Source organism: Flavobacterium sharifuzzamanii, assembly GCF_003254585.1.
Classification (GTDB): domain Bacteria; phylum Bacteroidota; class Bacteroidia; order Flavobacteriales; family Flavobacteriaceae; genus Flavobacterium; species Flavobacterium sharifuzzamanii.
This window is the reverse complement of the sequence record NZ_QJGZ01000031.1, coordinates 99849-125548: the sequence shown is the minus strand read 5'-3', so window position 1 is coordinate 125548 and position 25700 is coordinate 99849. Positions and strand designations below refer to the sequence as shown.

At 34.3% G+C, this 25700-nt stretch carries 22 protein-coding genes; 12 read left to right on the top strand and 10 right to left on the bottom strand.

Annotated features, from left to right (window positions below):
* Positions 1-46: 46 nt before the first annotated feature.
* Positions 47-430 (top strand): DUF983 domain-containing protein, encoded by a 384-nt coding sequence (locus DMA14_RS02430; protein WP_111422844.1) that lies wholly within the window; start codon positions 47-49, stop codon positions 428-430.
* Here DMA14_RS02430 and DMA14_RS02425 read toward each other — a convergent pair.
* The 8 genes from DMA14_RS02425 to topA form a co-directional block, all read right to left on the bottom strand.
* On the bottom strand, positions 411-1484 hold the full coding sequence (locus DMA14_RS02425) for an NAD(P)/FAD-dependent oxidoreductase (RefSeq protein WP_111422842.1): 1074 nt from the start codon (positions 1482-1484) through the stop codon (positions 411-413). The two genes, DMA14_RS02430 and DMA14_RS02425, sit on opposite strands and share 20 nt — an antisense overlap.
* A 77-nt stretch (positions 1485-1561) precedes the next feature.
* Positions 1562-2551, bottom strand: coding sequence for a type IX secretion system ring subunit PorN/GldN (gene porN / locus DMA14_RS02420; RefSeq protein ID WP_111422874.1), 990 nt, complete (start codon positions 2549-2551; stop codon positions 1562-1564).
* A 179-nt stretch (positions 2552-2730) separates the two neighbouring features.
* Complete coding sequence (porN, locus tag DMA14_RS02415) at positions 2731-3720, bottom strand: type IX secretion system ring subunit PorN/GldN (protein ID WP_111365097.1); 990 nt, start codon at positions 3718-3720, stop codon at positions 2731-2733.
* A gap of 44 nt (positions 3721-3764) precedes the next feature.
* The gene (gene porM / locus DMA14_RS02410; protein WP_111377315.1) at positions 3765-5306 is read right to left on the bottom strand and encodes a type IX secretion system motor protein PorM/GldM; all 1542 of its coding nucleotides are present in this window, start codon (positions 5304-5306) and stop codon (positions 3765-3767) included.
* 51 nt (positions 5307-5357) lie between these two features.
* Positions 5358-6005, bottom strand: coding sequence for a type IX secretion system motor protein PorL/GldL (gene porL / locus DMA14_RS02405; RefSeq protein WP_008467092.1), 648 nt, complete (start codon positions 6003-6005; stop codon positions 5358-5360).
* Between the two features lie 55 nt (positions 6006-6060).
* Entirely contained in the window at positions 6061-7455 is a 1395-nt protein-coding gene (gene porK, locus DMA14_RS02400; RefSeq protein ID WP_008467094.1) for a T9SS ring complex lipoprotein PorK/GldK, read from the bottom strand.
* 262 nt (positions 7456-7717) lie between these two features.
* A complete protein-coding gene (locus DMA14_RS02395; RefSeq protein ID WP_111422840.1) occupies positions 7718-8869 on the bottom strand; it encodes a formimidoylglutamase in 1152 nt (383 codons plus the stop codon).
* A gap of 8 nt (positions 8870-8877) precedes the next feature.
* A complete protein-coding gene (gene topA, locus DMA14_RS02390) occupies positions 8878-11406 on the bottom strand; it encodes a type I DNA topoisomerase (RefSeq protein WP_111422838.1) in 2529 nt (842 codons plus the stop codon).
* Between the two features lie 371 nt (positions 11407-11777).
* Between topA and miaB the strand changes: the two genes are divergently transcribed.
* From miaB to DMA14_RS02345, 9 genes are all read left to right on the top strand, one after another.
* Positions 11778-13223: a tRNA (N6-isopentenyl adenosine(37)-C2)-methylthiotransferase MiaB gene (gene miaB, locus DMA14_RS02385; RefSeq protein ID WP_111422836.1), complete on the top strand. Its 1446-nt coding sequence runs from the start codon at positions 11778-11780 to the stop codon at positions 13221-13223.
* 82 nt (positions 13224-13305) lie between these two features.
* Positions 13306-13677 (top strand): GxxExxY protein, encoded by a 372-nt coding sequence (locus DMA14_RS02380; protein ID WP_111422834.1) that lies wholly within the window; start codon positions 13306-13308, stop codon positions 13675-13677.
* Between the two features lie 108 nt (positions 13678-13785).
* Positions 13786-15045 carry a sigma-54 interaction domain-containing protein gene (locus tag DMA14_RS02375; RefSeq protein ID WP_111422832.1) on the top strand — a complete coding sequence of 420 codons (1260 nt, stop codon included), beginning with the start codon at positions 13786-13788 and terminating at the stop codon, positions 15043-15045.
* Between the two features lie 100 nt (positions 15046-15145).
* Entirely contained in the window at positions 15146-15649 is a 504-nt protein-coding gene (locus tag DMA14_RS02370) for an LptE family protein (protein ID WP_111422830.1), read from the top strand.
* A gap of 89 nt (positions 15650-15738) precedes the next feature.
* A complete protein-coding gene (locus DMA14_RS22870; RefSeq protein WP_203418239.1) occupies positions 15739-17454 on the top strand; it encodes a tetratricopeptide repeat protein in 1716 nt (571 codons plus the stop codon).
* A gap of 3 nt (positions 17455-17457) precedes the next feature.
* Positions 17458-17802: a preprotein translocase subunit SecG gene (gene secG / locus DMA14_RS02360; protein WP_111365084.1), complete on the top strand. Its 345-nt coding sequence runs from the start codon at positions 17458-17460 to the stop codon at positions 17800-17802.
* 143 nt (positions 17803-17945) lie between these two features.
* Entirely contained in the window at positions 17946-18221 is a 276-nt protein-coding gene (locus DMA14_RS02355; RefSeq protein WP_008467105.1) for a co-chaperone GroES, read from the top strand.
* Positions 18222-18305: 84 nt separating this feature from the next.
* Complete coding sequence (groL, locus tag DMA14_RS02350; protein WP_111365082.1) at positions 18306-19937, top strand: chaperonin GroEL; 1632 nt, start codon at positions 18306-18308, stop codon at positions 19935-19937.
* Positions 19938-20255: 318 nt separating this feature from the next.
* Positions 20256-21461, top strand: a complete 1206-nt coding sequence (locus DMA14_RS02345) for an alkaline phosphatase family protein (RefSeq protein WP_111422828.1) — start codon at positions 20256-20258, stop codon at positions 21459-21461.
* A gap of 356 nt (positions 21462-21817) precedes the next feature.
* Here the strand turns inward: DMA14_RS02345 and DMA14_RS02340 are convergent, their stop codons facing one another.
* Complete coding sequence (locus DMA14_RS02340; RefSeq protein ID WP_111422826.1) at positions 21818-23347, bottom strand: SulP family inorganic anion transporter; 1530 nt, start codon at positions 23345-23347, stop codon at positions 21818-21820.
* Between the two features lie 247 nt (positions 23348-23594).
* A complete protein-coding gene (locus DMA14_RS02335; RefSeq protein ID WP_111422824.1) occupies positions 23595-23840 on the bottom strand; it encodes a hypothetical protein in 246 nt (81 codons plus the stop codon).
* Positions 23841-23923: 83 nt separating this feature from the next.
* Here DMA14_RS02335 and DMA14_RS02330 point away from each other — a divergent pair, with 83 nt between their 5' ends.
* Both DMA14_RS02330 and DMA14_RS02325 read left to right on the top strand, forming a co-directional pair.
* Positions 23924-25006 (top strand): sensor histidine kinase, encoded by a 1083-nt coding sequence (locus DMA14_RS02330; protein WP_111422822.1) that lies wholly within the window; start codon positions 23924-23926, stop codon positions 25004-25006.
* A complete protein-coding gene (locus DMA14_RS02325) occupies positions 24982-25695 on the top strand; it encodes a LytR/AlgR family response regulator transcription factor (RefSeq protein WP_111422820.1) in 714 nt (237 codons plus the stop codon). Before DMA14_RS02330 ends, DMA14_RS02325 begins: the two co-directional genes overlap by 25 nt.
* Positions 25696-25700: the final 5 nt, after the last annotated feature.

The following is a 25700-nucleotide window of genomic DNA, read 5'->3' as shown; positions in this document are numbered from 1 at the left end:
TCCAAATACAAATGAGGTGAATTAAAGACTATAAAATCTACTTAAAATGTTCAAAAGAGGCTCCAAACTAAATAGTATAATAACAGGAAGTTGTCCAAAATGCCAAAAAGAAAGCATGTATGAAGACAAAAATCCGCTTCATTTAAGTAAAGTTCTAAAAATGAATGAGCATTGCAGCCACTGCGGATTCAAATACCAGATCGAACCTTCGTTTTTTTATGGTGCCATGTATGTTAGTTATGCTCTAAACGTAGCCGTAGGTGTCGCAGCCTTTATAGTTTCTTTTGTGTTTTTTAACACCACAATAGAACAGTCTTTTTTGGCAATTATTATCACACTGGTTATTTTATTCCCATTCGTTTTACGTCTTTCAAGAAACTTATATATTAATATGTTTGTTTCTTACGATCCTAATGCTGCCCAAAAGTAAGACCTTTCAAATATCGTTTATAAAATCGTTTAATGTCGGCTTCTTTATCTAGTGGAATATTATTCTCGATATGATCATATAATGCTTGCGCCATTGCCGGACCAAGCATAACACCTCTTGTACCTAATCCGTTTAGAATGTGCAGAGACTTATGCTGTTCATGTGTTCCTAGCAAAGGTCTTCTGTCTGCAACTGTTGGTCGAACTCCTGCAAAATGTTTTACTATCTCGAAGTCACAAGTTATAATTTCTTTAATACGCTCTAAAAGCTCTTGTTTACCTTCTTCTGTAGGTTCAGCAGTTTTATCATGCCAATTATAGGTTGCTCCAACCTTAAACAAATCATCCCCTAGAGGCAAAATAAAAACACTTGTATTTACAATCACATCTAGATTTAAATCTGGAGCTTTTATAATAAACAATTCACCTTTTGTTCCATCCAATGGAAGATAGTTAAAAAATGGGTTTTTATGCATTCCAAATCCTTCGGCAAAAATGATATGACGAGCCTGAATGTTTTTATATTGAATTCCTGAATCTAAAAATTCTATATCACTAAAATCAAAAGATTCTTCTCTCAACAAATCATTCTGAAGCAAATATTGTCTATAAGTATCTAGCAATAAAGCCGTATCAACATATCCTGTATGTAGAACTTCTCCGTAATCAAATGGAGAGTCAATGCTGCTATATTTTTTTGAAATTAATTTAGTTGATAAAAAAGGAACTAGATTGATTTTATCTGAAGCCGAAAACCAATTGTTCTGCTCTTCAATTGAAAAGAACTTTCTTAAAACTGGCATTTTAAAATTGAACTTCTCTTTGAGCTTCTCTTCTACTTTATCATAAAACTCGTTCATTAATACAAGCTGTTCTTTTGCATTCCAGACTTCACTAAAGCGCTTTAAGATTACGGGATTGTACAAACCGCCAGCAACTCTAGAGGAATTCTGAGATTTGTCATCTAAAAGTAAAATTGATTTGTTATTCTTAAGGGCGACTTCGGCAAAAGAAATTCCAGCCAATCCAGATCCGACAATTAAATAATCAAGCATTGTGAAGTATATAGATAAAATAAAAAAACTCTTACTACAAAGGTAGCAAGAGTTTTTCTTATTATGAGTTTATGAGCTTAGTAATTCCACATATCTTCTTCAAAATTACGAATCTTCTCTTTTACTCTTTCAGCTTCCAACAATTGGCTTTGTGCATTATCTTTAATATAATCTTTGATTTCACGATCCCCATAAACATTTTCTTCTTTATATATCACAGAATTAAAACGTCTCGAATTTAAGATCTGATCAAATGAAATAGGCAAGGCAGAGTTTTTGTCATTAAAAGCTTTTCCTTCATGCAGTACCTCGCGCGCATTAGGGAAAAAGACCCAGAATAGCTCTATATAATCCTTTTCATCACTATTCATTGTGTAAACATCTGGAGTTACAGGACAAATTCCCAATAGACGGTATTTTAGATCACTTTGCCTTTTATCAAAGTACCAAAAACCCTTAATCTTATACTGACTCACATCTGCAGCTGTAAGATCCTGTTTCAAAATATATTCAGCAGGAACTGTTCTAGTAGGCCCTACAGTTTGGTCAACGTAATTTACTTTCTTATTCTTTCCTGTACCTGTAACTACTTTTTTCTTAACAACACGCGTTCTGTAATCATCAGGATATTGATTAATAAGTTCTCGACCTGCATCTGTGGTATCAACACGAGATAAAGCCCCTTGAATATCTTTTAAGGTCTTTTTTGTATTAAAATAACTATCTGTATAGACTTCTGTTATTCTACCGCTTCTGATTCCTTTCGTCAAAATATCGTAAAGCGACCTTCTATCTGGACCAATATTTGCAGTATCTACTGGAAAATATAATGGAAAATTGATTTTTTCATTCAAATCAATAATTTCCCAAACCATTTTCCCCATCAAAACATCTCTATCATCAACATAACCATACGCTAAAGGCTTATCGTTATCTGATATCATTTGAGCTGGCGTCTTAATCCCTATCTGATCGGCTGTTTTGGCATTAAGTAAATTAGACTGAGCATTAGAAGATAAACTTCCGAGAACAGCAACAATAGCAACTAATAAATTTCCTACTTTCATCATGATAAATTTTACAGAACATTAAACGAAATTTTATTACAAATATTGTTATTTTTCTTACATAATCAAAAAGAAATCAAATATTAACTCAAAACATACTGTTGTTCACTTTTCGACATAAAAAAAACTCTTACTACAAAGGTAGTAAGAGTTTTTTAATTATTATACTATGTATCAACTTAGTAGTTCCACATATCTTGTTCGAAATTGCGAATTTTCTCTTTCACTCTTTCAGATTCTAACAACTGGTTTTGTGCGTTGTCTTTCATGTAATCGCTAATTGCTCTGTCTCCGTAAAGGTTTTCTTCTTTGTAAACAACAGCATTAAAACGTCTTGAATTCAAAATCTGATCAAATGAGATTGGAAGAGCTGAGTTGTTGTCATTAAAAGCTTTTGCTTCATGCAGTGCTTCTCTGGCATTTGGGAAGAATACCCAAAACAATTCAATATAATCCTTTTCATCACTATTCATTGTATAAACGTCAGGAGTTACTGGACAAATTCCTAGTAAACGATATTTCAATTCACTTTGACGTTTATCAAAATACCAGTATCCTTTAATTTTATACTGACTAACATCTGCAGCAGTAAGATCTTGTTTCAAGATGTACTCAGCAGGAACCGTTCTTGTTGGCCCAACTGTCTCTTCTACGTAAGAAACCGATTTGTTTTTACCTTTACCAGAAACCACTTTTTTCTTCACAACACGTGATTTGTAGTCATCAGGGTATTGGTTAATTAACTCTCTACCTGCATCAGTTGTATCAATACGAGATAAAGATCCTTCGATGTCTTTCATAGATTTTTTAGTATTGAAATAACTATCAGTATATACTTCAGTTATTTTTCCACTTTTAATAGCTTTAGTTAAAACGTCATAAAGAGAACGTCTGTTAGGACCAATATTAGCTGTATCTACCGGAAAATACATTGGAAAGTTGATTTTTTCATTTAAATCAATGATTTCCCATGTTGTTTTTCCCATCAAGATATCTCTATCATCTACATAACCATAAGCCAATGGCTTATCATTGTCAGATATTAATTGAGCAGGAGTTTTAAGTCCAATCTGAGCAGGAGTTTTAGCGTTTAGCAAATTTGATTGCGCATTAGAAGCAAAACCTCCAGCGATAGAAACAATAGCTATTAATAAATTTCTTACTTTCATCGTGGTATCGTTATAAGATATTGAATGTAGCTTACACTACTTTATTATTGTATTTCGTAAATTACAGGAGCAGTTCTTGGTAATAAATAGCTACCAGCTCCAACAAGTTTAGTTTTAATTTCAGAAATAGTAACTTGGTCTCCTTTACCTGCTCTTGAAAGTACTTGTTTACATTGTGCATTCATTTTGTTTCCTGTAACAACAACTGTAGGTTGTCCAGCAATTTTCATATTGAATCCAACAACATCTAAACCAACTTCAAAATCAAAATCAAGAAGTTTAGCTCCAATAGTAGCAATCTCTAAGTTAGATTTAGGACCTTTAACAACTCCCATCTCACCTCTAATTGTTCCTGTTGGACCAGGAATACCTTTAATTCTGAATGTTTTCTTATCAGTTACTTTATCACCGTTTGGTAAAGTACCAGTTACAGAAATTGTAGTTTCAGTACCTTGACCTGGGCTCATGTTATATTTTCCTGGTTTTCCAGCAGAAGATAAACCTGGAGCACTTGCAACAATCTTGTTAGCGTCAACACCTGCGAAAGATACAGAGATTGGGTTAACAACACCTCTATATACTACGTTCATTTTATCTGCAGAAATTGTAGCAGCGTTTGGTCTTGGAACTACAACGTATTTACCAGAAAATTTTAAAGGAATATTTTTTCCATCCTCTAAGAAAGTAAATTGTCCGTTGATATCTTGTTCTCCAACTCCACCAGCAGTTAAAGAGATAACAGCTTGTCCGTTTACAATTTGTCCAGGACCTTGGAAAGAAGTTGGTGTAGTGTTTTCATCATAACGACCTAAAACAACTTTACCAGTAACTTTTTCTCCTTGGAAATAAGCATTTTTATCTAAAACAACGATCGCTTGGTAGTTGCTGTAAGAAGCAGCAGCAACTGCAGCTTTACCTAATGCACTGTTGTAAACGTCTGTTTCAGTCTTTTTAACATCATTCTGCCAAGCTGAAAGTTTAGCCGCAGAAGCAATAGCTGGGAATCCTTTAAAGTGGTAAGCTAAATACTTTTCTTTAAGTCCTTCTTTATTTTTAACATCAGAAACATCAAATTTCTTTTCAACCTCAGCGATAATTGCTGCGTATTTTTTGTCTGTTCCTAAAGCAGCTTTGATATCAGCTTTATATTTTTCGATTTTAGCGATAATTTCGTTACCTTTTTTAGTGTAACCGTCTCCTGTAAACCAGTCGTCGATATTATCACCTCTATCCATAGACTCATAAGGCATTTTTCCAGTTGCTTTATCAACTTCGAAACCTTTAACAGCCTGAGTTTTTAGAGTACCTATATAATCATAAAATTCTTTTGTAATTGTTTCAACTTTGTGAGCTGTTACTGCAGCAATTGCAAATTCTCCTTTTGCTTCAGCAGCTTTTTGATCCAAAGAAGTTAATAAACCTGCATTTGTCTCTGTCGATGTTTTATTTGCACCTTCAAATTTTTCATTCATCAAACCAAAAGCAGAAATAACTTCTTTTGATACGTTCATTGCTAACATCGCGATGAAAACCAGATACATCAGGTTAATCATCTTCTGTCTAGGGGTTAATTTTCCTCCTGCCATTTTTCTTTAATTAGTTCTTATTAATAAATTTAATATTTAGTTAAAAACTAATTATCCTTTGTTACTCATTGCAGAAAGCATACCACCGTAAACGCTGTTTAAAGAAGCAATGTTTGCAGTCATAGATGCCATTTGTTCTTTTAATTTAGAAGCGTTTTCAGCAATTTCTTTGTTAGCCTCAGCATTTCTAGAAGCACTTTCTAATTGTACTTTATATAAACTGTTTAATGATTCCATTTGAGCTGCAGCAACAGATAATTCTTCAGAATATTTCTTTTGTCCAGCGATTGAATCTACAGTTGGAGCAATTCCTTTAGCAGCAGATTCGAAGTTTTTAATGCTGTTTCCTAAACTTGACATTAATTCACCGTCAATTTTAGCTTCTTTTAATAATGTGTCTAATTTTTGAGATAATAATCCTTGAGCATCAGTTGGAGTTTCAGCTTTAGCTTTTTTCTCTCTAGCTTGTCCGTTAGCTAATTCTGGGTAAACTAGAGTCCAATCTAGTTCTTCTTCAACTGGTTCGAAAGCAGAAAGCGCAAAAATTAACGCCTCAGTAACTAATCCTACTGAAAGCATAACTGTACCTGTTAATGGTCCAATCTCAAAGTGAGTAATTTTGAATAACGCTCCAACGATTACCACTGCCGCTCCCATACCATAAGCGAAATTCATTGCTTTTTTACTTAATAATGCCATAATACTTTTTTTTTAGGTTTAAAATAGATTTGTTGGATATTGAATTAATTATAAATTACTTTTTTCTGTTTCCTGTAACTTGAGTACCCATGTAATCTTGTACAGTTCTGAATCCGATATAACTTCTTGCTGAGTCAGCATATTCGTGGTCACGAGTACTTACCTGTAGGAAATAAGCAACGTCTTTCCAAGAACCTCCACGAACAACTTTTCTTTGGTTTTTACCATCGATAACGTTTGGATTCATTGTTGATACATATTCGTAAGCGTTTGGATTGTAAGCTGAATCTGTCCACTCAGAAACGTTTCCTGCCATGTTGTACAATCCATAACCATTTACATCGTATGATTTAGCTTCAACTGTATAAAGTGCTTCATCAGCAGCATAATCTCCTCTACTTGGTTTGAAGTTAGCTAAGAAACAACCTCTATCACTCTTAGTATAAGGACCTCCCCATGGGTAAGTTGCAGACTCTAGACCACCTCTAGCAGCATACTCCCATTCTGCTTCAGTAGGTAATCTGAAAGCATTTACTAAATCACGTCCTTTTTTCTTAGATTTAATGTAGCTGTTTTTGTTTAAAGTTCTCCAAGCACAGAATGCTTTAGCTTGTTTCCAAGTCACACCCACTACTGGATAATCTCCATAAGCCTTGTGCCAGAAGTAATCATTGTGCATTGGCTCATTATATGAATAAGCGAAATCTTTAATCCAAACTGCAGTATCAGGATAAACATTAACCTGCTCAGTTTTTACGAAGTCACTTCTTTTTCCAACTTTTGCTTTTGCAGCAGCTTGAATATCCATCCAAGAATAACGGAACTTCAATTTATTTACATCAATTGTTCTTAAACCGTTGTACGATTCTTCAATTGGCAAATACATAGAATCCATTACTTCAGCGTAATACTCATCTGGATAAGCTTTTGTATCTTTAATTAATTTTACTTTTCTGTTTAATTTTCTTCCAGCATATGGATCATCTTTTGTACCAACACTATAGTAGTTGTCGTACATATATTTGTCATAAGCTGTCATTTTTTCTGGATCAGAATCATTAAAAGCGTAATCAGCAATGCTTCCGCCTTTTTTACCTTTTCCATCAGTAGCTTTTTGCCCAGTTTCGTCTGCTAAGATTGCTAAACGAACTCTCATTGTAGAGTCTTTTACCCACTCCACAAATTGACGATACTCACTATTTGTAATCTCAGTTTCATCCATATAAAATGAACGAACAGTTACAGTTTTAGTTGGAGCATCTTCTACGTTAGCTAAATCAGCATCTGATTTACCCATAATAAAAGATCCACCCGGAACTAATGTCATTCCATAAGGCTTCTCGGGATGCCATTTCCCTCCTGTAACACCGACTAATTCACCTTTGTCACCAGACTTACCACAGCCGATTACTAGTGTTAACATTGCTGCAAATGCAATAAACTTCTTCATATAAATTTGGGATTATCTATTCATTATTAAAAGTCCGTAAACGTATTTATTATTTATCTAAAAAACAATACTACTTGCGAATTTATTTTACCGTTCAAAAATAATGTTAAATAAAATAAAAAAAAAATATTTTATCGATAAACTGTAGTAAAAAATCGATGTAAAACGTTAATTTTTATGTTATATAAATATTTTCTTACTAATTTATTTTAACCTTTTTAACAAGGTTTTAAAAACCTAAGAATTCACTTAAATTTTCGATCTATAAAGCATTTTTTCTTTGCGCTTTCCACCATCTTTCTGGCAATTCTTGATTGCAAGCCGACAAATATTCTTCGTAAGAACAAGGTAATAACGTATTTCTTTTCAGTTTATTGCTGCCATTTGATTCGTATGGAATTTCGATCCACCAGCGGTCAGTTTTATCACTTTTGTAAAATATCAATTCTTCATCATCTAGCGGCACAATATATTTTAAATAGTTGGCTCTACTTCCAAACGGATATTCTTTTGAGCGGTAGTGATAACCTTCAATAAAATACCATACAATCTGAGCAATGATAGCTGATTCTGCCAATGTACTGTTATGATTAAATACTCCAAAAGAGGAAACTTTATCACTGATACCAGCATATCTAGCCAAAGCACAAATTTCTTTTCCGTTGAATCCGTTTGGCTCAAAAGTAACCATGTTTGCTGAAGCAGAAGACTTTACAGAATTCAAATCTATACTAACCAAGTCTGCATCTCTAAAAACTGGCTCAGCCAATGTAATTTTATTTGAAATTTCACCCAAACGGTAAGCATCAAAAAACAGTTTCTCAATCAGATCGATTTCCTCTTGCGAATTATAATAAGTTTGATATCCTATATTACAATAGTTAAAAAGGTTATTTGGCTCATCAATAATGATTTTTGTAAGATATGAATTAGCCGAAACTGACTCATTTTCTTTACCAAAATCGAATTTATTATCAACTGCAACCAAATTTACCATCTGCTCCAAATCATCATAAGCACGATATAAAGCATAGGTCAAATCCTGAGAACCTCCTAGGACTATAGGTATGACTTTATTCTTGATTAATGCAGATGTAACTTTCTTTAATGCAAAATAAGTATCCTCTACAGAATCGCCTGCAAGTATATCTCCTAAATCTGCAATTGATGCATCCCAATTGCCCGGAAACATACTATAAAGCTTTTTACGCACAGCAGAAAGATTAACTTCGTTAATCATATTGATGTTTGTACGGTCTTCCAATACACCAATTATAGCAATGCTAATTTGTGCAATATCAGGAAACTGATCTTGGGTATGAAAAACAACTTTACTTCCAAGCTCTTGTGAAGACAGCCCTCCGATGAATCTTACAATTCCATCATTAACTGGTTCTAGAAAATCAAATTCCATTTATATACTTATTTCTTTTTAGCAGCTGTTTTTTTAGCTGGAGCTTTTTTAGCCGTTGTTGTTTTAGCTGCAGTTTTCTTTGCAGGCGCTTTTTTAGCAGGCGTTTTAGCCGCAATCATTTCTTGAACTTGTGCTAATGTTAATTTTGTCGCATCAACATCTTTGCTTAATTCAATTTTGATTTTTCCTTTTAAAATTACAGAACGTCCCCAACGAGCTTTTTCTACTACAATTCCTTCTTCTTCCCAGTTATGAATAACCTTATCGATGTTTTTCTGAAGTTTTTCTTCAATCAATTCTTCAACATCTGCTTGAGAAAGATTATCAAAATTGTATTTCTTGCTCACATTTACAAAAAGACCGTTCCATTTAATGAATGGTCCAAAACGTCCCACTCCTTTTTGAACAGCTTCTCCTTTATAAACTGCAATTGGCGCATCCGCAAGTGCTTTTTCGTCAATTAACTCCTGAGCTCTTTCTTTAGAAACATTTAAAGGATCTTCTCCTCTAGGCAATGAGATAAAAACACTTCCGTGACGAACATAAGGACCGTAACGACCATTATTTACTTCTACCTCTTCTCCTTTATATTCACCTAAACTTTTTGGAAGCAAGAATAAATTCAAAGCTTCTTCAAGCGTAATGTTTCCTATATTTTGATCTGCCATTAAGCTGGCAAACTTTTTATCTTCATCGTCTGCCTCTCCAATCTGTGCCATTGGCCCAAATTTTCCTAAACGAACAGAAACTTGTCTTCCGTCAGCATCTTTTCCTAAAATTCTTTCTCCACTTTCGCGTTCGGCGTTGGCCTCAACTTCTTTTACATTTGGATGAAATTTATTGTAGAAATCCTGCATCATTTTTGCCCAGTCTATATTTCCTTCGGCAATTTCGTCAAAATCCTGCTCTACTTTCGCAGTGAAATTATAATCTAAAATGTTTCCAAAATTCTTTACCAAGAAATCAGTAACAATCGTTCCGATATCTGTAGGAACCAATTTTCCTTTATCAGAACCTGTATTTTCTTTCAGAACCTTCTCACCTACTTTACTATTTTGCAAAGTAAGCTGTGTATAATTACGCTCTACCCCTTCAAGAGTTCCTTTTTCAACATAATTTCTATTGATAATTGTAGAAATTGTTGGCGCGTAAGTCGAAGGACGACCAATTCCAAGTTCCTCCAGTTTTTTAACCAAAGATGCCTCTGTGTAACGTGCAGGCGGTCTTGAATATCGTTCTGTGGCTGTAATATAGTTATTAGCCAGTTTTTCGTTTACTTTTAAAGCTGGAAGCATTCCTTCTTGCTCTTCTTCGTCATCATCATGACCTTCTAAGTATACTTTTAAAAAACCTTCAAAAAGTAATACTTCTCCTGAAGCTGTAAAAATCTCATCATGATTATCTGCTTCGATCTTCACATTTGTTCTTTCAAGCTGTGCATCGCTCATTTGCGAAGCCAAAGTTCTTTTCCAGATCAAATCGTATAAACGAGCCTGATCACGGTCGATATTTACAGTATGTCGAGACATATCAGTTGGACGAATTGCTTCGTGCGCTTCTTGTGCTCCTTTATTTTTATTAGCAAAAACTCTCGGCTTAGAGAATTCTTTTCCGTAAGATTTGATAATTTCTGCTTGTGCAGCATCCATTGCCTCTTTAGAAAGATTTACAGAATCGGTTCTCATATAAGTAATAAGTCCCGCCTCATATAAACGCTGTGCTAACTGCATGGTAATTCCAACTGGCAAATACAATTTTCTCGCCGCTTCCTGCTGAAGTGTCGAAGTTGTAAAAGGTGCTGTTGGAGATTTTTTGGTAGGCTTAGTTTCTAAATCGGCTACCTTATATTTAGAGCCGATGTTTTGATTTAAGAAATCTTCGGCTTCTTTTTTAGTATTGAAGTTTTTTGGAAGTTTTGCTTTGAAAGCTTTTCCAGCTTCGTTTACAAATTCTGCAACAATTGAATATGTTGCAACTGCATTAAAATTTTGAATTTCGCGTTCTCTTTCCACAATCAAACGTACAGAAACTGACTGCACACGACCTGCTGAAAGTCCGCCTTTGATTTTTCTCCATAAAACAGGAGACAATTCGTAACCCACTAAACGATCTAAAACACGACGTGCTTGTTGTGCGTTTACTAAATTATAGTCAATTTCTCTTGGATTATCGATTGCTTTGAGAATCGCAGATTTTGTAATCTCATGAAAAACAATTCGTTTGGTCTTTTTTGTATCCAATTTTAATTCTTCCGCCAAGTGCCATGAAATAGCCTCTCCCTCGCGGTCCTCATCGGATGCTAACCAAACCGTTTCGGCATTCTTAGATAGTGATTTAAGTTTCGTTACCAAGGCTTTTTTATCCGGAGAAACTTCATATTTTGGTTTAAAACCATTTTCTACATCTACTCCTATTTCCTTTGATGGTAAGTCCGCTATGTGTCCATAACTTGACTCCACCTGAAAATCACTCCCAAGAAATTTCTCGATCGTTTTCGCCTTTGCAGGTGACTCCACTATTACTAAATTCTTTGCCATTGCTCTATTTTTCTGCAACAAAAGTATTTATTTTTTTTAAATATTAACCTTACGAATGCATTTTTGAGGTATTTTGATATTATGAAACTTAAAATTGCAGATTTATCTGTAATAATATCGATAATATATATAGGTATAACTTTTAGTGATTTTTAACCAAGGAATCCCTTTATTTTAGATTGCAGATTTTAGATTTTAGATTTTTTGCAGTTGAATTTAAACTTACAACCAGTACAAATCAATTGATAAACACCACATAATCTAAAATCCAAAATCTGCAATCTAAAATTTTTAAAACATTGTTAATTCTTTATCTGACATCTTGTCATATTCGTTTCAATTACGCTATCTTTGCACTTTGAATTTTTACAATGGAAAAGATTATTGAAGAAAGCAAACAAGGCGAAAGTCTTGTTTTGGAAAATAAACCTGAGAATACTAAAAAACTATTCATAGAAAGTTACGGCTGTGCGATGAATTTTTCGGACAGTGAAGTCGTAGCTTCCATTTTGTCTGACGGAGGTTATAACACAACTTCTGTTCTAGAAGAAGCCGATTTGGTTTTGGTGAACACTTGCTCTATTAGAGATAAAGCAGAACAGACCATTCGCAAGCGTTTAGAGAAATACAATGCAGTAAAACGCACGAATCCAAAAATGAAAGTGGGCGTTTTGGGTTGTATGGCTGAACGTTTGAAAAGTCAGTTTTTGGAAGAAGAGAAAATAGTTGATCTTGTTGTTGGTCCTGATGCTTATAAAGATCTTCCGAATTTATTGGCTGAAGTTGAAGAAGGACGCGACGCCATTAATGTAATTTTATCAAAAGAAGAAACGTACGGAGATATTTCACCTGTTCGTTTAATGAGCAACGGAATCACCGCTTTGGTTTCGATCACGCGCGGATGCGATAATATGTGTACGTTTTGCGTTGTACCATTTACACGCGGACGCGAAAGAAGCCGTGAGCCGCAAAGTATTATGGCCGAAATTCAGGATTTATGGAACAAAGGCTATAAAGAAGTTACGCTTTTAGGTCAAAACGTTGACAGTTACCTTTGGTACGGCGGCGGTTTGAAAAAGGATTTCGTAAATGCTTCTGAAATGCAAAAAGCAACTGCAGTTGATTTTGATCAATTGTTAGAAATGGTTGCTGCTGGTTTTCCTAAAATGCGTATTCGATTTTCGACTTCAAATCCGCAGGATATGCATGAGAGTATTTTACATGTTATTGCGAAATATCCAAACATTTGTAAACATATTCACCTTCCTGTTCAATCTGGAAGTAACCGAATTTTAAAAGAAATGAATCGTTTGCATTCTCGTGAAGAATACATGGCTTTGATTGACAAAATTAGAGCAATTGTTCCAGATGCTTCGATCTCTCAAGATATGATTGCTGGTTTCCCAACCGAAACTGAAGAAGATCATCAAGATACAATGAGCTTGATGGAATATGTAAAATATAATTTCGGTTATATGTATTCGTATTCTGAACGTCCTGGAACTTTGGCTGGAAGAAAAATGAAGGATGATGTTGAAGAGGAAACTAAAGCAAGAAGATTACAAGAAATTGTCGATTTACAACAAAAACATGCTTGGTTTAGAAGTGAGGAATTCGTTGGCAAAACAGTTGAAGTTTTAGTAGAGAAAGTTTCTAAGAAATCTAAAGATGAATTTTCTGGAAGAAACTCTCAAAGCATAACGGTGGTTTTCCCAAAAGAAAATTACAAAATTGGAGATTTCGTCAACGTAAAAATCACAAGCTGTACTAGCGGAACTTTAAAAGGCGAAGCAGTTGGGCTTAGTAGCATGAATTAAGTTTTTTTTTCGCCACGAATTTCACAAATTTACACGAATTTTCTTTCAAAAATTTCTATAGCTTTGTTTTAAAAAAACAAGCATGGAATTATACAGAAAAGAAGAGTACTATAAAATTGTTGGAATTTGTATGGAAGTTCATAGAATTTTAGGCGGAGGTCTTTTGGAAATTGTTTACAAAGACGCGTTAGAATACGAGTTCAAAAAACATAATATCCCCTATGAACGTGAAAAAGAATACGATATTCAATATAAAGAAATTGTTTTAGCGCATAAATTTTATGCCGATTTTGTAGTTTATCACGAAATCATATTAGAAGTAAAAGCACCAAAAGAAATAGTTGATGAATATATCGCTCAAACAATAAATTATTTAAAATTAGCTGATAGTGATTTAGGAATTATCGTTAATTTTAATAAAAAGACATTACAACACAAAAGAGTAATTCATTAACCACTTTTCAAGAATTTGTGAAATTCGAGAAATTCGTGGCAGACAAAAAATACAAGCCAAAGTTTTAGGCAAAACCTGAAACAAATAAAAACTTGAAACAAAATCTATATGGAAACAGTTCAAGCAATAAAACAGCGATTTGAGATTATTGGTAATGATCCGAAATTAAATCGTGCTATCGAAAAAGCCATTCAGGTTGCTCCAACTGATATTTCGGTTATGGTAACTGGGGAAAGTGGTGTTGGTAAAGAAAATATTCCTAGAATTATACATTCGCTTTCACACAGAAAGCATGGTAAATATATTGCCGTAAACTGCGGTGCAATTCCGGAAGGAACAATTGACAGTGAACTTTTTGGTCACGAAAAAGGCGCGTTTACAGGTGCTACAAGTACTCGTGAAGGTTATTTTGAAGTGGCCGATGGCGGAACAATCTTCTTAGATGAAGTTGGTGAATTACCACTAACCACTCAGGTAAGATTGCTTCGTGTTCTTGAGAACGGAGAATTTATTAAAGTAGGTTCTTCACAAGTTCAAAAAACCAATGTCCGTATTGTTGCTGCAACAAACGTGAATTTATTCAATGCAATCGAAAAAGGAAAATTCCGTGAAGATCTGTACTATCGTTTAAGTACAGTCGAAATTACATTACCACCTTTACGCGAAAGAAATGACGATATTCATTTGTTGTTCAGAAAATTTGTGGCCGATTTTGCTCATAAATACAAAATGCCTCCTTTACGATTGGATGATGATGCCGTTCAGCTTTTGCAAAAGTTTAGATGGAGCGGAAATATTCGTCAGCTTCGAAATGTAGCTGAGCAGATTTCTGTTTTAGAAACCAATCGCGATATTAGTCTTGCTACTTTACAATCTTACTTGCCAGCTGAAGGAAGCAATTTGCCTTCTGTTATCAACGACAGTAAAAAAGAAAGTGACTTTAGCACAGAAAGAGACATTCTGTACAAAGTGCTTTTTGATATGAGAAGCGACTTGAACGACTTGAAAAAACTGACTTTAGAGTTGATGAAAAATGGTACGTCTAAAGTACAGGATATTAATCCGAATCTAATTCAGAAAATATACGGAAATCAGCAAAACGACAGCGAAATTGATTTTGAAGAAGAACCAAGAACTGCTGTTATGACAACGCCTGCTGTTCGAGAAGACAATTATCAAATGCAAGACGATAATTATTTATTTGCTGAAACGATCGAAGAGGAAGAAATTTTACGTTTGGAGCAAAAAGAAATCGAAATGATCAAAAAATCATTAGAAAAAAACAAAGGAAAACGTAAAGCTGCTGCAGATGAACTAGGTATTTCTGAAAGAACTTTATACCGTAAAATCAAGCAATTCGACTTATAAAAATAATTAAATTACAATTTCGAAATTCCAAATTCCAATTACCTATATTTGGCGCAATTGGAATTTGGAATTTAAAAATTGGGATTTCCTCTTAAATATTATGAAAAAAATATATTCTCTTTTTGCACTTTTAAGCCTTTTTATGTTAAGTGGCTGTTCTGTATATAACTTTACAGGAACTGGAAAAATCGATGCCAAAACATTTCAGGTTAACTTCTTTCACAATAATGCCGATTTAATTGAACCTGGAATCGACAGAACTTTCACCTTGGCTTTACAGGATTTGATTATGAATCAAACTAATTTAAACTTAGTTAGCAATGGCGGGGATTTAGTTTATGAAGGGGAAATTACAGATTACAGAATCACTCCAATGACTGCGACCGCAGACCAACAGGCAGCTCAAAACCGTTTATCGATTCGTGTTAATGTGAGATTCATGAATAAAAAGAAAGAAACAGATGATTTTGAAAAGTCTTTTGAATTCTATTATGATTTCCCAGGAAGAGACTTACCAACAGGATCTGTTTTAAGTGAAGCAATCAGAGTTATTTTTGAAAGAATTACGCAGGATATCTTTAATGAATCATTAGCAAAATGGTAGTTTTGCTGTTTGTTGAATCGTTTAATCGATAAAACAAACAAAAACGAATAAACGATTAAACAATTAACCGATTAAACCAAAAATAAAGAATGAACGTTAGCGATTATACCTACTTAATGAACAAACCCGATGCTATTACAGAAAAGCAAGCGGATGCATTAGGCAGTGTTTTGAATGAGTTTCCGTATTTTCAAAGTGCACGCGCATTACGATTAAAAGGACTTTACAATCAAAACAGTTTTAAGTATAATTATGCTTTAAAGGTAACGGCTGCACATACAGCAGATCGTTCTGTTTTATTTGATTTCATTACTTCAGAAGCTTTCACTTCTATTCAGAATGATTTCTACGAACAAAAATTGAGAGATCTTCTTGAAATTACAGTTTTTGACAGCGAAATCATTTCGCCAGAACAGATTCAGAAAGCTATTGAAATAAAGACAGATCTTGAAGAGCAGCCAGTTCAAGATGTAATAAAAGAAACACTTATTTCTTCAATTGAAACTCCTTCATTTACAAAAATCGAAGAGCCAATAAAATCGCAGGAACCATTAAAAGCCGAAGAACCTGTAATTATTGAAGAACCTAAAAAAGTTCCTGAAATTGACCCTTCTATTTTTCTGGCCATAAAAGAAGCACATTCTGTTACTTTTGAGAAACCAGTAATAATAGAAGAGCCTAAAAAACTTCCTGAAATAGATCCGTCTATTTTTCTTGCTATTAAAGAAGCGCATTCAATTAGTTTTGAAAAACCAGTAATCGAAACAGAAAATAAAATTGATGTTGTTGATTCAGTCTCAAATATTGAGAAAGAAAATGAAATCTTATCAGAAGAAGAAATAGAAGAAGAACCAATAATAACAGAAGAACCTAAAATTGATCGTATAGAAAACTCTATTTTAAGTTCTATTAAAGTTTCTGAAACTCCTTCTGTAACTGAACCCGAATCTATAAATGTAGTTGAGGAGCATAAATTTGATCGTATTGAAAATTCTATTTTAAGCTCGATTAAAGAATCAGAAGCTGCAACTATTGAACAATCTGCAAAAGCTGAGGAAATAAAATCGGAACTTACTATTGATGTGCCTGTTTTAAATTCTGTTGAAGAAGAGGAAGATGACAGCGTTATTGAAGAAATGATCATTCCGGAATTTAAAATGAATTCTGTTGAACGATCTATTCTTTCTTCAATTAAAGAAGCTGAAACAAAAGCGCCTGAAGAAACAAAAGAAGAGATTCTAGAAGTTCTGCAATCTGAGGATAAAGAAGAAGAAGAGAAAATTCAAGAAGAAAACGAAGAGCCAATTGAAGAAATAATCGAAGAAGAAGAGCCTAATGAACCTGCAAAAACAGCTGCGGAGCATTTAGAAATTGGAAAACCTTTGGATTTTTCTCTTAGCGAAAAACATTCATTTCAAGAATGGCTTCAACTATCTAGAACAGAACCAATTGACAGGTCAAATGAACTTTCTCCAGAAGAACAAGCTAAAATTGAAGCTGCAAAAGAAGAAGAGAGACAAAAGAAGGCTGAAATTATCGATAAATTTATCGAAACCAATCCGAAAATCTCTCCAATTAAACCTGGAACAAGTGCTCCAGTAGTTCAAATTGAGCCCCCTGTAGAGGACAATTCGTATCTAATGACCGAGACTCTGGCCAGAGTATATCTGGAACAAAAGAAATATACAAAAGCAATTCAAGCTTATGAAATATTAATTTTGAAATATCCAGAAAAAATTACTTTCTTTGCAGACCGCATATCGGATATAAAGATTTTACAACAAAATAACAATAACAATAATTAAGTAATGAGCACATTTTCAATTTTTTTAGTTTTAATCACAATAGTTTGTTTTCTATTGATCGTAGTTATCATGGTACAAAACCCTAAAGGAGGCGGATTATCGTCTACTATCAGCGGAACTCAAATGTTAGGTGGAGTACAAAAAACAACTGACTTTTTAGATAAAAGTACTTGGACTTTAGCTACTGTTTTAATTGTGCTAATTTTACTTTCTAGCTTAAGCTTCTCTGGATCTTTAAGCGATACAGAATCTAAAATCATTGACAAAACTGAAGCTCCTGCAAATGCACCTGCAGCTCCAGCGCAAGGAACTACACCAGCTCCTGCAACTCCAGCACCAGCTAAATAATAGAAGCTCTATATAAAATCTAATGCCAGCCTGTCAAAGCTGGCATTTTTTTTAAGAAATAATGTCAGTTTTTCTAGCATGGCACAGTTTCTGAAAGTTTATAGAACAGAAAAAAATCGTATAACTTATAATAATATAAAATCATGGCTTTAAACATTAAACCGCTTTCAGACCGCGTACTTATTGAGCCTGTTGCAGCTGAAACTAAAACTGCCTCAGGTATTTTTATTCCAGATACTGCCAAAGAGAAACCACAAAAAGGAACTGTAGTTGCAGTAGGAAACGGAACTAAAGATCACACTATGACTGTAAAAGTTGGTGATACTGTTCTTTACGGAAAATATGCAGGTACTGAATTAAAATTAGAAGGTACTGATTATTTGATTATGCGTGAGGACGATATCCTTGCAATTATCTAAAAAATATTGTATTAAGTACGAAGTATTAAGAATTAAGAACTTCATTTAACTTAAAACAAAATCAAACTTTAAACAAAAATTAAAATGGCAAAAGATATAAAATTTGATATTGAAGCACGTGACGGTTTAAAACGTGGTGTTGATGCATTAGCAAATGCTGTAAAAGTAACTCTTGGACCAAAAGGTCGTAACGTAATTATCGGAAAATCATTTGGTGGACCTACAGTTACTAAAGATGGTGTTTCTGTTGCAAAAGAAATCGAATTAAAAGACGCATTAGAAAACATGGGTGCGCAAATGGTAAAAGAAGTTGCTTCTAAAACCAATGATTTAGCTGGAGACGGAACTACAACTGCTACAGTTTTAGCGCAAGCTATCGTAAAAGAAGGCTTGAAAAACGTTGCGGCTGGAGCAAATCCAATGGACTTGAAACGTGGCATCGACAAAGCTGTTGAAACTATCGTGGCTGACTTAGCAAAACAAGCTAAAGTGGTTGGTAGCGACTCTGATAAAATTCAGCAAATTGCTTCTATCTCTGCTAACAATGACGAAGTTATTGGTGAATTAATCGCTACAGCTTTCGCTAAAGTTGGAAAAGAAGGTGTTATCACTGTTGAAGAAGCTAAAGGAACTGATACTTTCGTTGACGTTGTTGAAGGAATGCAGTTTGACAGAGGATACCTTTCTCCTTACTTCGTAACAAATCCAGAGAAAATGGAAGTTGAATTAGACTCTCCATACATCTTATTATACGACAAAAAAGTATCTTCTTTAAAAGAATTACTTCCAGTTTTAGAGCCAGTTGCTCAATCAGGAAAACCATTATTGATTATTGCTGAAGATGTTGACGGAGAAGCTCTTTCTACTTTAGTAGTAAACAAATTAAGAGGTGCTCTTAAAATTGCTGCTGTAAAAGCTCCAGGTTTTGGAGACAGAAGAAAAGCAATGTTAGAAGATATCGCAATCTTAACTGGCGGAACTGTAATTTCTGAAGAAAGAGGTTATACTCTAGAAAATACAACTATCGAAATGTTAGGAAACGCAAAAAGAGTTTCTATCGATAAAGACAATACAACTATCGTAAGCGGAGCTGGTGAAGCTGATATCATCAAAAACAGAGTTAACCAAATTAAAGGCCAGATGGAAACTACTACATCTGATTACGATAAAGAAAAATTGCAAGAACGTTTAGCTAAATTAGCTGGTGGTGTTGCTGTTCTTTACGTTGGTGCTGCTTCTGAAGTTGAAATGAAAGAGAAAAAAGATAGAGTTGATGACGCTTTACACGCTACTCGCGCTGCTGTAGAAGAAGGAATCGTTGCTGGTGGTGGTGTTGCTTTATTGAGAGCTAAACTTGCTTTAGCTGACTTAAAAGCTGACAATGCTGATGAAGCAACTGGAATCCAAATCGTTTCTCGTGCTGTTGAAGCTCCATTAAGAACTATCGTTGAAAACGCTGGTCTTGAAGGTTCTGTTGTTGTGGCTAAAGTTTCTGAAGGAAAAGGTGATTTTGGATACAACGCAAAAACTGACGAATATGTAGATATGCTTACTGCTGGTATTATCGATCCTAAAAAAGTAACTCGTGTAGCTCTTGAAAACGCTGCATCTGTTTCTGGAATGATCTTAACTACAGAATGTGCATTAATTGATATTAAAGAAGAAAATGCTGGTGGCGGAATGCCAATGGGTGGCGGAATGCCAGGAATGATGTAATTCATTCTCTTCTTAAAACTTAAAAGCGCTAGATTTACTTCTGGCGCTTTTTTTTTTAGCCACGACTCAACTAAGAAAAATAGCCACGAATTCACGAATTATTTTTTCTAATCTGTGTATTTATTTATTTGCCACAGATTAAAAAGATTATCACAGGTTATAATCCTTTTAATCTGTGTAATCTGTGGCCAATAAAAATATAGATAAAGATTATAAAAAAATAATTCGTGAATTCGTGGCTATTCCTTTATTTAACATTCTCTTTTTCTTTAAAAAATCTGTTATCTCTACCTTTGCGACTTCACAATAACATTAAAAATGAAAAAGTACTTTACTTCACTCCTATCTTTAGTTTTTCTTTCGCTTTCATTCTTTTTACAAGCCCAAAATGCTAAAGACAATTATGTAGTTTTAGTTTCTATGGATGGCTTTCGCTGGGATTATGGCAAAATGTATAATCTTCCAAATCTGAAACAAATTGAAAAAGAAGGCGTTCATGCTAAATCAATGAAACCGTCTTATCCAAGTAAGACTTTCCCGAATCATTATTCTATTGTGACAGGTCTTTATCCAGATCATCACGGAATTATCAATAATGTTTTTTATGATGCCTCTTTGAATCAGTCTTTTTCTTTATCTAGCAATGCTAAAAATGATTCAAGATTTTATGGAGGAAATCCGATTTGGAATTTAGCTGAACAGCAAGGCGTAAAAACAGCCTCTTTCTTTTGGCCAGGTTCTGATATCGACAAAAGAAATCCGAGCTATTTTAAAAATTACGATGGTAAAGTTCCGTACGGAGCTAGAATCGATACGGTTATGAAATGGCTACAGCTTCCAGAAAAACAGCGTCCGCATTTGGTGACTTTGTATTTTGACGAGCCAGATCATACTGGACATAATTTTGGTCCGCTTTCGCCAAAAACTGAAAAAACAGTAATCAAAATGGATTCCATTATGGGAGAAATTTCTAGACGATTAGATCAATTACCTATTGGAAAACAAATCAATTTAATCATCGTTTCTGACCACGGAATGGCTACTATCAGCAATGATAAAAAAGTAGCGGTGTTGGATTATATAAAACCAGAATGGTTAGGTTATAAAGACGTTATTAACCCAATTATGAGTTTGCAGGCAAAACCAGGCTATCAAGATTCGATTGCCAATGCTTTGAAAAAAGTGCCACATATTAAATTCTGGAAATCGACTGAAGTTCCTGAAAGATTACATTACGGAACGAATCCGCGTGTGCATGATTTTGTTATTGAAGCTGAAAAAGGATGGAGTTTAGTTAGCAAAGAAAGTACTCATATAAATGGCGGAACGCATGGTTATGACAATAACGAAAAAGATATGCATGCCATTTTTTACGCAAAAGGCCCTGCTTTTAAAATCAATAAAAAAATAAAAACGTTTCAGAACGTTTCGGTTTATCCTTTAATTGCTCATATTTTAGGTTTGCAAGTAGGTGAAATTGATGGGAAATTGAGTGATGTTGAGGGTGCGCTGCGCAAAAATTAGATAATGTGTCTATTTGATAATTAGGCAATCAAAGAAATTGAATTGTCTCCAGCTTTAGCTGGAGTTCAGCTTATTTAAACATTTTAAAAGGCTTTAGCCAAACTACTAGGTTTGGCTAAAGCCTTTTTCTTATGCTCAGCTAAAACTGGAGGCAAGCCAATAAAGCATAAATTTATCTGTTGCAAAATCAAATGTCACCCTGAGTGATTCCGATAAAAATAACAAACCCGACAGGTTTTAAAAACTTGTCGGGTTTGTTTTTTATATACATTGCATAGACGCACTGCAGTGCGTCTCTACAGAATATTGGCCGTGTTTTTTATAATTTACAATTAATAATTCACAATTAACAATTATCAAGACACCACTTTGTACGTCGGATCTTCAATAACATTCACTTTTATAACAGCATCAGCATTTTTCAGCAATTGTCTGCAGTCTTCGCTTAAATGCTGTAACTCTACTGTTTTATTAAGCTGATTGTATTTCTTCGTAATATTGTTCAAAGCTTCAATTGCCGACATATCAGAAACGCGACTTTCTTTAAAATCAATTATAATATGATCAGGATCGTTCTTGATATCAAATTTTTCTAAAAAAGCAGCTGTTGAACCAAAGAATAATGGACCATAAATTTCGTAATGTTTTATTCCGTTTTCGTCAATATAATGTCGTGCACGGATTCTTTTGGCACTTTCCCAAGCAAAAACCAAAGCCGAAATAATTACGCCAATTAAAACTGCCAAAGCCAAATTATGCAGTACAATTGTGATTACAGCAACTAGAATTCCAACAAAAATATCATGTCTTGGCATTTTATTAATAATCCTGAAACTTGCCCATTCAAAAGTAGTAATAGCTACCATCATCATAACTCCTACTAAAGCCGCCATTGGCAATTTACCGATTACAGGAGCTCCAAAAAGGATAATCATTAAAATAGTCAAAGCTGCAATAATTCCTGAAAGTCTAGCTCTTGATCCTGCTCCAAGATTTACTAAAGTTTGCGCAATCATTGGACAGCCTCCCATTCCGTAGAAAAAGCCATTTAAAATGTTCGAGCTTCCTTGCGCAATGCATTCTCTATTGCTATTTCCTCTTGTTCCCGTAATTTCATCAACCAAATTCAGCGTAAGCAAACCTTCAGTCAAACCAACCGCTGCAACAATTACCGAGTACGGAAATATCACTTTTAAAGTTTCAAAAGAAAATGGAATATTCGGAATATGAAACGGAGGAAATCCGCCTTGAACTGAAGCGATATCTTCAACCGTTTTGGTTTCGATATTAAAAATAATTACCAAGGCAAAAACAACCATAATCGCTACTAAAGATGCTGGAACCGCTTTTGTAATTTTCGGAAAAATCAAAACAATTGCAATTGTCAAAGCAACCAAACCTAACATAATATACAAAGGAGTTCCCTCAAGCCAAGAAACCTGTCCATTTACAACGGTTTTAAACTGTTCCAGTTGAGACATAAAAATGACAACTGCCAAACCGTTTACAAAGCCAAACATTACAGGTTGCGGAACTAACCGAATAAATTTTCCGAGTTTAAAGAGTCCGATACAGATCTGGACAACACCGCCAAGAGCTACGGCGGCAAAAACATATTCTATTCCGTGCGATTTCATCAAGGCGATCAAAACAATTACCGTTGCTCCTGCTCCGCCCGAAATCATTCCGGGTCTTCCGCCAAAAATAGCCGTAACCAATCCGGCAATAAAAGCTGCGTATAACCCAACTAATGGTGGAAATCCAGCCAAAATAGCAAACGACAGCGATTCTGGAATCATAGTCATTGCTACAGTTAAACCCGCTAAAATTTCATTTTTGTAATTGACTTTCTGGCTAAAATCGAAGAGTTGGAGTGCTTTTTTCATGCCACAAAATTAGAAAAATAATATGCAAAAAAGCACAAACCTTTTCGTAATGAAAAAGCTGTAATTAAGCCAGAACGCAGACAGCTTTATTAAGCTAACTGTTCTAGAAGAAATAGGAAAATCGAAAGTATAAAACCGATCATTTCTGCATTTAGTTTTAAATTAGAATATCATACAAAATACTTACAAAAAAAAGAAATACAGCTGCGTACTTTTACCCGATTTTGACTGTGTTTTTATAAAAACATTATTCTAGTCTTATGCAAGTATAGCCCAAACTAGAAACATAATTCACAACATTATCGTATTGCAAATCAACACCTTCAATTCGTAAAATTTTATCGCAATCTTCCAGATCAAAATTGATTTTATAATCTGGAAACTGATTTTGCATAACCGTCATGATATAATCCCGATCAGATTCTTTCTGGACATTTGTTTTAAAAATTTCCACAAGTCTCTCTGCTTCTTGTAATTCTTTAAACTGGTACATTTTTATTTATTATTAAAAAGATTATAGAAACTCAAGATCAAAAATAAAGCAGACGTCCTTATTTTAACAGCAATTTTATACCAATGGCGTATGATTTATACGAATGGCGTTGGTATAAATTTTTCTTTATAAATACCTACAAACTATATGATTGTATTATTTTTGCCGCTATGACAATTGCAAAAATCTACCAAAACTTTTTTCTGCGAAACCTAATCGTAAATACACTTGTTTACTTAGTTATTTTGGCCTGTATTTATGACGAAGTAAGACTCGACGGACACAGCTGGTCTTATATTCTTAGTAAAATTGCCATGGGATATTTTCCGTGTATTGTTTGGATTACGATTTTTAATATCTGCATCATCAAACCTTTTTTATTTCATAAAAGGTTTAAAATCTTTTTTACGCTTCTTGCGGCTTATTGGACTTGTTTTTATTTCTTCATGAATTGGTTCCTTCCGCTTGTCGAGTTAGGAAATTTAAAAACCCTTCAGATTGTATCGCTTATTATAAACGGCTGTTTCTTTTATTTCCTGCATATTGTTATTAGCAAAAAAATGAGCCAAGCCGATAAAGATATTATGAATTTCAAATCAGAACTTTCGTTTTTAAAACAACAGCTGAATCCGCATTTTTTATTGAATGCTATGAATAATCTTTACGGAGAAGCTTTATTAGAACCAGAAAAAGTTCCAGATCGAATCCTGAATCTTTCAGATTTGCTGCGCTATCAGATAGAAGCTTCTAAGAAAGATTTTGTTTTAATGCAGGAAGAAATTGCATTTATTAAAAAATACATAGAATATTACACCTTTAGAAATGAAAGACTTGCCGTAACGCAAAAAATTGAAGGCGTTCATGACCAAATCGAGATTCCGCCTTTGTTCTTTCTGCCTTTGGTAGAAAATGCAGTGAAGTTTTCTGCCGAAACTGCCGAACCTTTTATCAATCTTGATCTGAAGGTAAATTGCCGAAGCGTTGTTTTTACTTTGAAAAACAATTATCTCGATTCGGGATCGCGTCTTTCGAGCACGGGAATTGGAATTGAAAACTTAAAAAGACGTCTAGAAGTTTATCGTCTAAAACATGATTTGAGCTGTAAAAAAGAAAAAGATATCTTTATCGTAAAATTGAGTATATGGCACTTACCTACCGCTGTCTAATAATCGATGACGAATCGCCGGCGCACAAAGCCTTGATTTCGCACATCTCCAAATTTGACGAACTGGAACATTCTGGAAGTGCTTTTAATGGTATGGAAGCCATAAAACTGCTCAACGAAAACCAATACGATATTATTTTTCTTGACATTAATATGCCCGTAATTTCGGGTGTAGAATTAATGGAACTTCAGCCCAAACGCCCCATTACGATTGTGACAACAGCTTATTCTGACTTTGCGCTTTCGGCCTATCAAAACGATGCGATAGATTATTTAATGAAACCCATTTCGTTTGATAAATTCTCAAAAGCAATAGAAAAAGCCAAAACGTATCATTCGGGAAATAATCTTAAAAAAGAAAACAACGACGACGAAAAAGTACTTTCTTATCGTTCCAACGGACAAGTAATTGAAACGCCTCTTTCTGATATTTTATATATCGAAAGTCTGGGCAATTACATGAAATTGTACAACTGTAAATTAAAATCTCCAATTGTCATTTACGGTTCGCTTGCAAGTATAAGCGCCGAAATTGATTGTGCACATTTTCTGCAAGTTCACAGATCTTATATTGTAAATACAACTAAAATTTCTGCTGTTACGACCAAAAATCTCACAATGTCAAATGACGATATTATTCCTGTGGGAAGGAAATATCAGATTCTGCTAAATAATCTTTCAATTAGATAATTTGT

Excerpts from the sequence above, each read along its gene's own strand:
- DMA14_RS02430 (WP_111422844.1), top strand. The coding sequence starts at position 47 with ATGTTCAAAAGAGGCTCCAAACTAAATAGTATAATAACAGGAAGTTGT.
- DMA14_RS02395 (WP_111422840.1), bottom strand. The coding sequence starts at position 8,869 with ATGGAATTTGATTTTCTAGAACCAGTTAATGATGGAATTGTAAGATTC.
- DMA14_RS02325 (WP_111422820.1), top strand. The coding sequence starts at position 24,982 with ATGGCACTTACCTACCGCTGTCTAATAATCGATGACGAATCGCCGGCG.
- DMA14_RS02370 (WP_111422830.1), top strand. The coding sequence starts at position 15,146 with ATGAAAAAAATATATTCTCTTTTTGCACTTTTAAGCCTTTTTATGTTA.
- DMA14_RS02335 (WP_111422824.1), bottom strand. The coding sequence starts at position 23,840 with ATGTACCAGTTTAAAGAATTACAAGAAGCAGAGAGACTTGTGGAAATT.
- porN (WP_111365097.1), bottom strand. The coding sequence starts at position 3,720 with ATGAAAGTAAGAAATTTATTAATAGCTATTGTTTCTATCGCTGGAGGT.
- DMA14_RS02425 (WP_111422842.1), bottom strand. The coding sequence starts at position 1,484 with ATGCTTGATTATTTAATTGTCGGATCTGGATTGGCTGGAATTTCTTTT.
- secG (WP_111365084.1), top strand. The coding sequence starts at position 17,458 with ATGAGCACATTTTCAATTTTTTTAGTTTTAATCACAATAGTTTGTTTT.
- porK (WP_008467094.1), bottom strand. The coding sequence starts at position 7,455 with ATGAAGAAGTTTATTGCATTTGCAGCAATGTTAACACTAGTAATCGGC.
- groL (WP_111365082.1), top strand. The coding sequence starts at position 18,306 with ATGGCAAAAGATATAAAATTTGATATTGAAGCACGTGACGGTTTAAAA.
- DMA14_RS02340 (WP_111422826.1), bottom strand. The coding sequence starts at position 23,347 with ATGAAAAAAGCACTCCAACTCTTCGATTTTAGCCAGAAAGTCAATTAC.
- DMA14_RS02375 (WP_111422832.1), top strand. The coding sequence starts at position 13,786 with ATGGAAACAGTTCAAGCAATAAAACAGCGATTTGAGATTATTGGTAAT.
- DMA14_RS02355 (WP_008467105.1), top strand. The coding sequence starts at position 17,946 with ATGGCTTTAAACATTAAACCGCTTTCAGACCGCGTACTTATTGAGCCT.
- DMA14_RS02380 (WP_111422834.1), top strand. The coding sequence starts at position 13,306 with ATGGAATTATACAGAAAAGAAGAGTACTATAAAATTGTTGGAATTTGT.
- porL (WP_008467092.1), bottom strand. The coding sequence starts at position 6,005 with ATGGCATTATTAAGTAAAAAAGCAATGAATTTCGCTTATGGTATGGGA.
- DMA14_RS02345 (WP_111422828.1), top strand. The coding sequence starts at position 20,256 with ATGAAAAAGTACTTTACTTCACTCCTATCTTTAGTTTTTCTTTCGCTT.
- porM (WP_111377315.1), bottom strand. The coding sequence starts at position 5,306 with ATGGCAGGAGGAAAATTAACCCCTAGACAGAAGATGATTAACCTGATG.
- DMA14_RS22870 (WP_203418239.1), top strand. The coding sequence starts at position 15,739 with ATGAACGTTAGCGATTATACCTACTTAATGAACAAACCCGATGCTATT.
- DMA14_RS02330 (WP_111422822.1), top strand. The coding sequence starts at position 23,924 with ATGGCGTATGATTTATACGAATGGCGTTGGTATAAATTTTTCTTTATA.
- porN (WP_111422874.1), bottom strand. The coding sequence starts at position 2,551 with ATGAAAGTAGGAAATTTATTAGTTGCTATTGTTGCTGTTCTCGGAAGT.
- miaB (WP_111422836.1), top strand. The coding sequence starts at position 11,778 with ATGGAAAAGATTATTGAAGAAAGCAAACAAGGCGAAAGTCTTGTTTTG.
- topA (WP_111422838.1), bottom strand. The coding sequence starts at position 11,406 with ATGGCAAAGAATTTAGTAATAGTGGAGTCACCTGCAAAGGCGAAAACG.